At 49.0% G+C, this 12,615-nt stretch carries 10 protein-coding genes; all 10 read right to left on the bottom strand.

Translation table 11 applies throughout. From position 1 onward, the window contains the following. Positions 1–335: 335 nt before the first annotated feature. Positions 336–1,919, bottom strand: coding sequence for an extracellular solute-binding protein (locus ACKTT9_RS26840; protein ID WP_407868309.1), 1,584 nt, complete (start codon positions 1,917–1,919; stop codon positions 336–338). 90 nt (positions 1,920–2,009) lie between these two features. Then, positions 2,010–2,894 (bottom strand): carbohydrate ABC transporter permease, encoded by an 885-nt coding sequence (locus tag ACKTT9_RS26845; RefSeq protein ID WP_407868310.1) that lies wholly within the window; start codon positions 2,892–2,894, stop codon positions 2,010–2,012. Positions 2,895–2,913: 19 nt separating this feature from the next. Further along, the gene (locus tag ACKTT9_RS26850; protein ID WP_407868311.1) at positions 2,914–3,888 is read right to left on the bottom strand and encodes an ABC transporter permease; all 975 of its coding nucleotides are present in this window, start codon (positions 3,886–3,888) and stop codon (positions 2,914–2,916) included. A gap of 607 nt (positions 3,889–4,495) precedes the next feature. Beyond that, on the bottom strand, positions 4,496–6,484 hold the full coding sequence (locus ACKTT9_RS26855) for a YjhG/YagF family D-xylonate dehydratase (RefSeq protein WP_407868312.1): 1,989 nt from the start codon (positions 6,482–6,484) through the stop codon (positions 4,496–4,498). A gap of 38 nt (positions 6,485–6,522) precedes the next feature. Continuing rightward, positions 6,523–7,992, bottom strand: a complete 1,470-nt coding sequence (gene gucD, locus ACKTT9_RS26860) for an alpha-ketoglutaric semialdehyde dehydrogenase GucD (protein WP_407868313.1) — start codon at positions 7,990–7,992, stop codon at positions 6,523–6,525. A gap of 40 nt (positions 7,993–8,032) precedes the next feature. Continuing rightward, a complete protein-coding gene (locus ACKTT9_RS26865) occupies positions 8,033–8,914 on the bottom strand; it encodes a fumarylacetoacetate hydrolase family protein (RefSeq protein ID WP_407868314.1) in 882 nt (293 codons plus the stop codon). An 88-nt stretch (positions 8,915–9,002) separates the two neighbouring features. Further along, positions 9,003–9,764: an IclR family transcriptional regulator gene (locus ACKTT9_RS26870; protein WP_407868315.1), complete on the bottom strand. Its 762-nt coding sequence runs from the start codon at positions 9,762–9,764 to the stop codon at positions 9,003–9,005. A 75-nt stretch (positions 9,765–9,839) separates the two neighbouring features. Beyond that, positions 9,840–11,099, bottom strand: a complete 1,260-nt coding sequence (locus ACKTT9_RS26875) for an FAD-binding protein (protein WP_407868316.1) — start codon at positions 11,097–11,099, stop codon at positions 9,840–9,842. Between the two features lie 78 nt (positions 11,100–11,177). Further along, a complete protein-coding gene (locus tag ACKTT9_RS26880; protein ID WP_407868317.1) occupies positions 11,178–11,807 on the bottom strand; it encodes a LysE family translocator in 630 nt (209 codons plus the stop codon). Positions 11,808–12,085: 278 nt separating this feature from the next. Further along, positions 12,086–12,592, bottom strand: coding sequence for an SRPBCC domain-containing protein (locus ACKTT9_RS26885; RefSeq protein WP_407868318.1), 507 nt, complete (start codon positions 12,590–12,592; stop codon positions 12,086–12,088). Positions 12,593–12,615: the final 23 nt, after the last annotated feature.

Consider the following 12,615-nt stretch of genomic DNA (forward strand, 5'->3'; position numbering starts at 1 on the left):
GTGAAAATAGTGACTTCCTTAGTTGGAGGGGAATTGCAGGGTCTTATTTCACCTCAAATGACCAAATAATCACCCTCAATGCCGAAATAGCGGCCGCTAGTTCCCTCTAATTTCGCAAACTGCTGTTTTTTTGCAAATTAGAGTCCTGCAGTTCCGCTGACCCCCAGACCCTAGTTCCCTCTCATACGGCAAATCGCTGTTTTGGGCAAATTAGCGCCTTACAGTTCCGCTGACCTGCCCAGTTGTGTGCCAACTAGCAAAAAAGCACCCAAGCTCCGCTAATTCATTAGCGGATCCTGAGTGCCTTAGCACTATTTTGCAATAGTCCTATACCCTTACTTCTTCACAGCCGAGTAAAGATCATTCATTTCCTTCACCAAATCGTCTCCACCTGATTTTTTCCAAGTTTCAAACGCATTTTTCAACCCGGCTTCATCGGTTTGACCAACAATGAATTTAATGCGCGCATCATTGATAATATTGTCGAGCTGCTGGCCTTTCTGCGAGTAGACTTGGGAGATAAACGGCTCGGCAGGGTTAGCGACGATGAATTGCTCCGCTTCTTTTTGTATTTTTGCCGTTTGCAGACGAAGCGGTGTTTGCTTCACTTTCAAGCCACGATCCTCTGGAATGAACGGCAGCATTTGGTTCAAGCCTTCCACTTCGGACTCCAGAAGCGCGGAATCTTTGCTAGGCACTACAGCGTCGCCTTCTTTGGTGTAGTGTTTGCCTTCCAAGCCATAACCAGCCATGGTGGTAAGCTCCGGCGAGTTCATTTGATCCAGGAACTTCAGCACGCGTTTCACATCGTCTTCCGTTTTCACAGACGACTTCGGAATCGCAAGCAGTCCTGCGAAACCGGAGGTTGGCAGCGCCTTAAGGCCATCTTTGCCAGTCACGCCAATCATGTTATCAATATAGTGAATGTCCGGCTTATCTTTGCCTTCCTTCGCAAGCGTTTGGTGAATTTTATCGTCCAAACGAGCCGCATTATCCGTAACGTCAATGATCACGCCGGCTTGGTTATTGACGACAGGGTCATTCCATTTTGCTGAATCAAATACAGCAAAGTCCTGGTTGACCAGCTTCTCATCATACAGCTTTTTCATAAATTTCAATGCTTCCAGATACTCCGGCGTTTGATGCTCCGGCACCAACTTGCCTTCAACGACACCCCATTTGTTCGGAGCGCCAAACCAAAGCTTCATAATATCGAAGGAGCTTGCCCATTGGCCGGTCCATTTCACCATGACCATGCCGTATGTGTCATTTTTACCGTTTTTATCCGGATCCTTCTCCTTAAACGCTTTCAACATATTGTAGAAATCATCAATCGTTTTTGGCGGCTGCAGTCCGACGGCTTCCAACCAGTCTTTCCGGTAATTAATCCCGTTTCGGCCAAGTGCGCGTCCACGGTAAACACCGTAGTTTTTACCATCAATCGAAGAGTTGTTCATGATGATTGAATTCGCTTGGCTCAGGGACGGGAAATCCTTCAAATACTTGCCTACTTCCCAGAACGCGCCGGACTTCGCTGCATTCACAAAGCTCGGATTTTTCACGTCAGGTACATAGATGATGCTAGGAAGCTTGCCGGATGCGAGCGTGATGTTGAATTTATCCGTATAGGATGCGTTAGGTACCCATTCCAAATGGATATTCGTGTTCGTTTTTTTCTCAATTTCCGTCACAACCGGACCGTCGTCCTTCGGGAAGTTCGTTTTGAAGATCGGGAGCATGATGTTGAGATCCAGCGGAGCTTGCTGCTGGGCTGGCGTAGCTGCAGCCGGCGCTGCAGATGCTGAAGATGAAGGAGTGGTTGCGGCTTCCTTACCTCCGCTGCTGCAGCCAACTATCGTTGTCATTGCTACTGTACTGACGGCTGCGACGGAAATCCATTTTTTCGAATTCTTTTTCATATGATCGCTCCTCCTTTAAAATGGGCAGTCCCCAGGCATGGCCTAAGCTGAATTGCCGAGAAACTGTAAAGATGACCTATCGTAATCCGTTTACCCCTTGACCGATCCAATCAGGACCCCCTTGGCAAAATGCTTTTGCAGGAACGGATAGACGAGCAAAATAGGGATGGTGCCGACGACGATAACCGCCATTTTGATGGACTGCTCCTGCTGTTTCACGAACTGCGGATCGACTGAGCTCATATCGCCAGCTGCCATTTGCGAGAGCAGAACAATCTGTCTCAGCATGACCTGAAGCGGCCATTTGGCAGGATCGTTGAGATACAACAAGGCGGAGAAAAAGTTGTTCCAGTGGCCAACCGCATAAAACAAGGTGAATGTAGCCAGAACGGGCATGGATAAAGGAAGAACAATGCGCCAGAGAAGGCCCAGCTCCGTGCAGCCATCAATTTTGGCCGCTTCCTCCAGTTCTTGCGGGAGCTCTTGGAAAAAGTTTTTGACGATGATCAGGTTGAAGGCGCTAATAGCTCCAGGAATCATTAGAGCCCAATAAGTATCTAGCATATGCAGCTCGCGAATAACGATATAAGTTGGAATCAAACCGCCACCGAAGAGCATAGAGAAAACGATCATGTTTAATACGGTATTTCGTCCCATAAGCCCTCTTTTGGATAAGGCATACGCCATTGTTACGGTAAAAAAGAGATTGACCATCGTACCCAGAATGGTTACGTAAAGCGAAACCCAAATGCTTTTCAAAATCGTATCCGTTGAAAAAATAAATGCGTAAGCCGATAAGGTGAACGTTTTGGGAATCAGGAAAACCGCTCTTTGCGTCAGCTCCGAATCCGAAGCGAAGGAACCGGCCACCACATAGATGAAGGGCAGAACGGCCACGATCCCGATGATACTGAGCAGGATATAATTGCTTACGTCAAACAGCGTCCCTGATAAGCTTCTGTATTTTTTATTCAATGCGCCTCTCCTCCTTCACCTAGTAAATGCCGGATTGGCCAAAACGCTTCGCCAGCCAGTTCGCGCCGAGAACAAGAATGACGCCGACGATGGCTTTGAACAAGCCAACCGCTGTACTATAACTGAATGCGCCTTGAGTGATCCCCATCATATATACATAAGTATCGAAAACTTCCGCTGATTCCCTGTTTAAAGGGTTCAGCATCAAGAAAATTTGCTCGAAACCGTTGTCTAGAACATCCCCCATCCGCAAAATGAGGAGAATGATGATGGTACTTCGAATCGAAGGCAGTGTAATATGCCACACCTGTCTGAAGCGATTCGCCCCGTCCATAATGGCAGCTTCATACTGCTCAACATCCACACCAGCCAGAGCAGCAAGGAAGATGATGGTGCCGAATCCGCATTCCTTCCAAATGGTTTGCATGATAATCATCGGACGGAACCACTGCGGACTAGCCAGAAAATCGATTTTGGCCCCGGTGTACTGCTCCAGCATCTCATTCACAATCCCGCCTTGTGTTGTCAGGAACACATACGTCAAGCTGGCCACGATAACTAATGAAATAAAATGAGGCACATAAATCAGCGTTTGAATCGTTCTTTTAAAAAATGCCAAGCGAACTTCATTTAAGAGCAGCGCCAGAATGATCGGTGCCGGAAAGAAAAACAGCAGATTATAAAACGAAAGCAAAAGCGTATTGCGAAGCAGCATGAAAAATTCAGGATTCGTGAAAAACACGCGGAAATGATCCAAGCCAACCCAATCGCTTTTCCAAAAGCCTAGAAATGGCTGGTAGTTTTTAAAAGCAAGCAGCACGCCCCACATCGGGACATATTTGAAAATGATAAAATATAGCAATCCCGGAGCTAATAGCACGTACAACCATTTGTCTTTCAGCAATCGTCCCGTTATGCTTGCACGGCGTTTCGCATGCTCACGGGTACCCGGTTGCGCAATTTCGATTGAATTAGGTGCAGTCACCCGTTTCATCCTCTTCACCTCCAAGAAAGTTGATCGCCTCGCGAGCGGTGTAGATTCAGTATGCGGCCATAACCGTTTTCCGCCTATCGGACATTTTTGTAAGCCCTTCCAACCGCTTGATTGAGCTGAAATCAAGAAAATGCAAATGCGGTAAAAGAGTGGAAATCCCTTTTATTTCCTGGTGCAAACGGCTCAAAAATGTCCGATTGGCTAGTTTCTCACTGAAAAGCAGCACGGCAAGCGCACAAGAGGCTGTCCCCGAAGTCGCAGGAAATGACTGTGGGGTAACCTCATCGTTGGTTTCAAGCCTAGCTACTTTTCTAACGGACACAGTGGCGCTTATTCGCGGAAAATGAGGCCTATGTGAGAAGCTAACGGACTCCAGCGCGGCTATTCACGTGATTGGTGCGCGATTTGTTGTGTTTTGGGGCTATTAACGGCTCTGGAGTCCGTTACCCAGGAAATAGGGGCTATTTTTGCCGAATAACGACTGTGGAGTCCGTTAGACCACTTTACCGATGTTTAAGCGCGCCAAAGTGTATTGAGGGGTGGCCAACCAAAATGCAAAAAAGCAGTCCTGTTGAAATCATCAACAGAACTGCTTTATCAGATCGTTCTACGCATTCCGCTCGGCCTCAGCCAAAGCTTTTTTACCTGCTTCCAAAACAGCGATAATCCGCTCGACGTCATAAACGCTTCCTGCCCATGTCCCACCGCTGACAGCCTGCAAAGCTGCCCATAATCGCGTATCATCCGGAAGCTTCGGATCTGCGGCAAGCTCAGGATGAGGCTCGCGGGCTGCAAGCACAAGCGCTCCTTCATCAGGGGTAAGCACTTCGTCACCGGCACCTAGAAAATGAATCGTGCCCTCCAAGCTGTTGCGGTCCACTACGATATCGATGGTATCTCCATCCCGCAGCTTCCCAATCGGACCGCCGGCCAGCGCCTCAGGTCCCACATGCCCGATACAGGCACCTGTGGACACGCCCGAAAACCGCGCATCGGTAATTAGCGACACGTATTTACCGAACGGCAGATGTTTTAGCGCCGAGGTTAATTGATACGTCTCCTCCATCCCCGTACCCGATGGACCACGTCCGATTAACGCCATAATATCGCCGGCTTGAATGCCGCCATTTTTGATGGCCAGGATAGCGGCTTTCTCCGAGGTAAATATTTTCGCCTTGCCCCGATGCCGGTAAATGCCATCTTCCCCAACGGTTGTCGGGTCAATCGCTGTTGATTTAATGACCGAGCCTTCCGGCGCCAAATTCCCCATTGGGAACGTGACTGTTGAGGTTAATCCTCTCTCTTTGGCACGTTCCGGACTCATGATGACCTGATCGGGATCAACGCCGTCCATTTCCATGAGAAGGCTCCGCATTTTGCGGCGACGTTCGCTCGACTCCCACCAATCCAGGACAGTCCCCAGCGTTTCCCCCGTTACGGTCAACGCCTCTTCTTTCAGGACGCCCAGACGGCGAAGATGCAGCATCACTTCCGGCACCCCGCCAGCCAAAAATACCCTCACAGTCGGATGATATTCCGGACCGTTCGGCAAAACGCTGACTAGTCTTGGCACTTGCTTATTCACACGTATCCAGTCCTGAACCGTCGGAACCGGCAGTCCTGCCGCATGGGCGACAGCTGGAATATGCAGCAGCAGGTTTGTCGATCCTCCGAAAGCCGCATGAACGACCATGGCATTGTGGATGGACGCTTCCGTCAAAATATCCTTCATCCGGATGCCCTTCTCCTCCAGTGTCATCATGGCGCGTGCCGATTGCCTGGCCATCTCCTCCCATACGGGCTGTCCGGATGGAGCAAGCGCAGCATGCGGCACTGTCATCCCCATTGCCTCTGCAATGACCTGCGAAGTAGCAGCTGTTCCAAGGAATTGGCAGCCCCCGCCCGGTGTAGCGCAAGCCCGGCAGCCAAGGTCCGCAGCGTCTTCCAGGCTGATTTCCCCATTCGCGTACCTTGCGCCAATGGTTTGGATTTTCCCGGCATCCTCACCCTCCGTCGGAGGCAAAGTTACGCCCCCAGGCACGATCACGCATGGAAGCTCATGCATCCCAGCCAGCGCAATCATCATCGCCGGCAGTCCTTTATCGCAGGTTGCCACACCGAGAACGCCTTTGCGTGTCGGCAACGAGCGGATAAGACGCCGGAAAACAATCGCTGCATCATTTCGGTAGGGAAGAGAATCAAACATCCCTTCCGTTCCCTGGGACCTGCCGTCGCAGGGGTCGCTCACATAACCGGCGAAAGGAACCCCACCGCTTTCTGTAATCACTTCGGCAGCCGCCTGTGTCAAAAGGCCAACTTCCCAGTGGCCGGTATGATAGCCAAGAGCAACCGGACTACCGTCCTCCTTACGAATACCGCCTTGCGTGCTCAGCAAAAGGTACTGCTTCCCCTTCAGGCGAGACGGCTTCCACCCCATCCCTACATTTTGGGTCAGACCGAACAACTCTCCGCTAGGAGCGTTCAATAACATCTCTTTCGTTAACGGCAATGAGCCTTTTGGGCCTTGTGCATGCGTATGGATGGTATATAAATCGTTATTTTCATTGACCATAATCGATTCTAACTGCTCAGTCATCAACCTTCACCCTTCCGAATCAGCTTCATAACCAAGAGCTACGCTTTGAGAAATACAGTTTTTATCGAGGTGAAAAATTCAATAGCCGCCTGCCCTTGCTCACGCGAGTGAGAGCTGGACTGCTTCATACCGCCGAATGGTGCCTGCAGCTCCACGCCAGCTGTCTCCGAGTTAATTCTTACCAAACCAGCATCCATATCTTGGATAAACGAAAGAATATTGCCGATGTTTTGCGTATAAATGGAAGCGCTCAAACCAAAATCCGAATCATTCGCGACCTGAATGGCTTGTTCCATGGACTCGACCTGAATAAGCGCAAGAACGGGTCCGAAGATTTCTTCCCGAGCAATCGCCATTTCTGGCGTTACTTTATCGAAGACCGTTGGCTGTATATAAAAGCCTTCGGCGAGATCCGGATGATCCGGGGATGAACCGCCGAACAGCAGCTCAGCGCCTTCTTCAATCCCTTTTTGAATATAGGATTGCACCGTTTTCAGCTGATTTTCGTTTGCGCAAGGTCCTAGCCATGTTCCAGCATCCAGACCGTGACCTACGGTTAATCCTTGTAATTTGCTCAGCAGCTTCTCTTTAAAAGCTTCATAAACCTCGCTCATCACAATGACACGGCTTGTTGCCGTACACTTCTGGCCTGTCGAACGGATACCTCCGCTGATCGTCGCGTCAACCGCTAAATCGAGATCCGCATCCGCAGCAATCAGGATCGGATTTTTCCCGCCCATCTCGAGCTGATATTTCGCTCCTCTGGCAAGTGCCGCTTGGCCCACCCGTTTGCCAACTTGATTGGAGCCCGTAAACGTAATTCCGTTCACATCCGGATGCTCCGCAAGACCTTGCCCAATAACGGCTCCGCTGCCGGTTACCAGATTTAACACACCCGCTGGAAGTCCCGCTTCTGCGAAGCATTCCACGATTTTGGCAGCCGTCACGGCCGTCTCCTGAGCAGGTTTCAGCACAACGGCATTGCCGTAGATTAAAGCTGGCGCCATTTTCCAGATCGGAATAGCCACGGGAAAATTCCAAGGTGAAATAACACCGACAACGCCAAGCGGTGCACGGGTCGTAAACATCAGCGCTTCGCTATCTGACGAGGGAATCACATCGCCGATTTTACGCATGCCTTCACCGGCGTAATAGCGCAAGATGGCTACGCCTCTTGCCGTTTCCCCTTTGGCTTCCGGCAGCGTTTTGCCCATTTCACGCGTCATGCTTTCCGCAATTTCATTGATGCGGCTCTCAAGCACATTGGCTGCTTTAAACAGATAGTCGCCTCTTGCTGCTCCCGACAGCTTTCTCCACCCTTGCTGCGCCGATTTGGCGGACGCCACCGCCTGATTTAAATCTTCCAATGACGACGATTGCACGTAGCCCACGACTTCGCTTTTTTTAGCCGGATTGATGCTCGGTACGGTTTGCCCAGTACCGGCTGCCTGCCATTCCCCGTTGATGTAATTCAAATACGTTTGTCCGCCGACGAATTTGGTTGTCATGATTAATCCTCCTACAAGATATGTTTTTTATAAGGTAAAATTAGCGGCCAGCACTTACGACATGATTAACAAGTGTCCCGATACCTGAGATCTCAATCTCAATTCTGTCGCCATGAGCGAGCGTAAATTCGTTAGGAGGGACAATACACGTTCCCGTCAGCAATACGGTACCTTCAAACAGCTCATTATCCCGTATCAAATATTCCGTCAGTTCCTCAAGTTTGCGTTTGAGTTGACCGGTACTCGCCGTTCCCTCGACTGCTTTTTCCCCGTCCCGATAAATTAGGCTTGTAATCTGCAAGTTATACGGGTCTTCTACTGTTTCGGCTAAGCGAATTGCGGGTCCTAGCGAGCACGAACGCTTCCACACTTTGGCTTGCGGCAAATAAAGCGGATTCTCGCCTTCAATATCCCGGCAGCTCATATCGTTGCCAATGGTGTAGCCGACGATGTTCCCCTTCGCGTTAAGAACAAGCCCCAACTCCGGTTCTGGCACCTGCCATACGGAATCGCTGCGAAGCTGTACTTCGCCGCCAGGACCTACTGTTCGCGCTGCGGTTGACTTGAAAAAGATTTCCGGACGCACAGCATCATACACTTTATCGTAAAAAGTGGAAGCATCCAGTCTGCCTTCCGTTGCTTCATAATTGCGCGCATCACGACTTCGCTCATAGGTAACCCCGGCAGCCCACACTTCCGGTGCTTCAATGGGAACGAGAAGCTGAAGTTGCTCAATTTGATCCGCTAACGCTTCATTCCCTTCAATTGTTTTGAGAACCAACGCCAAAGGTGTTGTTGCCAAAGCGTCAGCTTCATGAATCAGTGCCAAAAAATCGCTTTGCGGCAGCGTAAAAATTTGATCTTGATCATTGACGGCAGCTAGCTGTGTAGACCCTTCTTTTGCATAACGGATAATTCTCATTGTTAGCTCACTCCTCTAATTTGTTTTATATTATAAAACAGCGTTCTATAATACAGTTGAAAAAAATGCCTGGACTCGACATGCTCGATCAAACGTGCCGAAACCCCAGGGTTAGCGAAATTGCTTCTGCCTCCTTTTTAAGAAGAGCAATATACGCCTTAAACAATGAATCATCCACCGTTGAGAGTAAAGTTGAAATACTGATTGCTGCTACAATCGAGCCATTATGCTCGAAAATAGGTGCCGCTGCACACCGAACGCCAGGTTCGTTCTCCTGGTTGTCAATGGAATAACCCTGCTCTCTTACCTGATTAAGCTCGTTAACGAAAGCGTCTTTTCCCGTAATCGTCACGTCTGTAATCTTGGAGAATTGGTAATTTCGCAGGAGCGCATCGATCTCATCCTTCGTTCTAAAAGCTGTCAGTACCTTGCCTACCGCACTGCTGTGAAGTGAAATTCTGCGCCCAATTCGGGAATAACGAATCGCAGCTTTTTCCCCTTCGACTTTATCCAGATACACGCCTTCTTTCCCATCAAGAATAACAAGATGAGTTGTTTGCCCGGTCTGTTCCGACAAAGCAACCAAGTGCTTGCGGGCTGCAGTACGGATGTCCAAGCTTTGCAGCATCAGCTGTCCTTTTTCCAAAAGCTTAAGTCCCAGCTTGTACTTCCCGGTCTCTACATCCTGATTGATGTAACCGTGCATCTGAAGCGTTTTCAACAAGGAGTGAACCGTGCTTTTGTGAAGCTCCATTCTTGCGCTGATTTCTGTGATTTTTAACTCTGTCGTATACTCGTCGAATAAATCCATAATCTTCAATGCTCTGTCCAGCGCTTGAATTATAGGCATGGTTTCACCTCTATCTACACATCCATAATAATCCTAATCGCCAATTCAAGCAAGATGAACTTCTTCTCGCAGATTTTATTCGCCTAATACATACGTGTTTAAAAAGTCATTTCTAAACTTCCCTTGCGGATCATAACGAAGGAGCAGTTCCTGGAAATCCGGCAGTTTCTCATATAAGGATTTCAAAACAGCGGGTTGCATCGTGAACAATTTCGCCCAATGCGGACGAGCCTGAAATGGCGCAAGCTGCTTTTCAATGACCGGCAGAACTTGCTTCACAGCTTCCCAATTCGGCTTCCAAGTGAAATGAATACCAACCGAATCCTGTTTATAATTAGGACTCATCCACAAAAGATCTTTTGCGACAGAACGAACTTCAGAAATGTACAAAAGCGGGGCAATTTGCTCCCGGATTTCATTAATCGCACACAAGGCCTGATAAGCGGCTTCACGTGGCACGAAATACTCGCTTTGCAGCTCTTCTCCGGCGCTCGGCGTGAAATCCATACGGAAGTGAGGCAATCTTTCGTGCGATGGTCCCGGAATCCCCATTTGCTCACTGCAATTCTCCCCCGTGTGTCCCGGTACCGGATGCCGTGGCGCGTCTGCCAATTTAGCTCCAAAAAATTCAGCCTCTGCCTGAGTTGAAGCAGAATCTGTCACTTTCTTTTTTAGCCAAACTTGATTAATCGTCGTACTCTTCCAATCGGTAAATAGACTTACACTATAGGCATGGGAAAAAATATCATCAAAGTGCGTCTCCAGCTGCTCAAAAGGAAGATTGTCATAGACATGTTGGCTAATTTCAAAAGCAGGGATCACATCCAGCGTCATCTGAGTAACAACACCTAGTCCTCCTAGTCCAACAACAGCGCCTTCGATATTTTGTTGTTCGCGAGAGAATACGGCCAGTTCTCCGTTCGCCTGAACCACCTCTATCGATTCAACAATACTAGCAAGGTTGCTATTCCGATCGCCAGAACCGTGCGATGCGGTTGCACAGGCACCCGCAACGGTGATGTGCGGCAGGGACGCCAAATTGTGAATCGCGTAACCATGTTTATGTAGGTACTCACCTAACTCACCATACCGGACTCCTGCTTCAATCGTTACCTTATTGCGAACGGTATCTAACGCCACTACATGATTCAGGTTTTGAAGCGAAAGCAAGCTTTCGGTACAATCGGCAATGCTATTAAACGAATGCCGTGTGCCAAGCACCTTGATTTGTTTACTTCTAGCCACTAATTCTTGGACTTCTTCTACTTTTACGGGAGTATGCATTTCTGTAGCGCTGTACCGGTAATTTCCAGCCCAATTCAAATTGTTTTTCATCTGTTCACGCTCCTTCGAATTAAACGTTCGCTTTAAACATTCGCTACAGCGATCATAATTCCTTGCTTAAGAGAGAAATTACCGGCGCTGGATCGCCAGCTTAACGGCAAGCCCCGCCAGCACTCCGGACATAAGCCATCGCTGTGCTTTAAGCCATGTCGGGCGTTTGCCGAACCAGCCGGCAATTTTACTTGCAGTGAGCACGATTAACAGATTCACTGCAAAGCTGATTACGATTTGCGTCAATCCTAGCGTTGCACTTTGCGCCAGCAAGGAGCCTTGTGTCGGATCTTGAAATTGCGGAAGAAGCGAGATGTACAACACGGCGATTTTGGGGTTAAGCAAATTGGTGATGAAACCCATCAGGAACAATTTCCTTGGCTTCTCAATCGGGAGCGCGATGGGTTCAAGCAGTGAGGCGGAGCCAGGTTTCATTGCTTTCCATGCCAGCCAAAGCAGGTAAGCCGCCCCCGCCCACTTCATAGCCGTGTAAATAATCGGCACCGTATTGAAAATAGCGATTAATCCCACCAAAGAGGCAATCAGATAAACGAGAAATCCGAGCACAACGCCCATTAAAGAGATAATGCCGGCTTTGCGACCTTGCGATATCGAACGCGAGATTAGGTAAATCATATTGGGCCCCGGCGAGCATACCATCCCCAGCGATACAATTCCAAACGCAACTAATGTAGTAAGACTAATCAAAGGCGTCCCTCCTATGGATAGATAAATTCAGAATATAGTATCACAATTCAAGCTATCCAGCCAACTTAGTTAGAGGAACGACAGGCCGCTATTTCGGCGAATAGCGGAGCTCGGGCTGCCCGTGGGGAACTACAGGGCTTTATTTCTCCATATTTGGCTGTATGGCAGCCAAATTCGAGGAAATAGCGGTCCCCATTCCACCATTACACGTAAAAGAGGGTATCCCTCGGTCACTATAATGACTGAAGGATACCCTCTTTTTATCTGAACGATTACGCCTAAACCGACGCCAAATGTTCGCCCAGTCTGTCCCAAGTTTCTGTGATACCTTGCAGCATGCCCATATCCATCACTTGCTGCAAACCTTCTGCTGAAGCATATTCTCCGCGGTTAATGACTTTCGTCCCATTCTCGGTCTCGATGAATTCCAGTGTCACGATCGTTGACGGCATATTTGGCGCTTCGTTGCCTTCAGCATCGGAGAAGAAATCCACGTACACGATCTTCTCAGGTACGACGATTTCACGGTACACAGCTTTGCCCCATGATTCCATGCCATAGAAGTCGCCCTGGTTCTTATCTTCGCACTTCATGCAATAATGCCATACCCCGCCTACGCGGAAATCAACATGGCATACCGGAACCGTCCATCCTCTAGGTCCCCACCAATGTTTCAAATGTTCCGCTTGTGTGAAAGCTTGAAATACCAGCTCGCGAGGGGCTTTGAATTCCCGCTCCAAAATTAATACCTTATCCTCTACCTTGGATACCAGTTGATCCGCCATTTTAACTTCCTCCTCGATATCTT

This window comes from Paenibacillus sp. P36, from assembly GCF_045866505.1.
Taxonomy (GTDB): Bacteria; Bacillota; Bacilli; order Paenibacillales; family NBRC-103111; genus Paenibacillus_E; species Paenibacillus_E chondroitinus.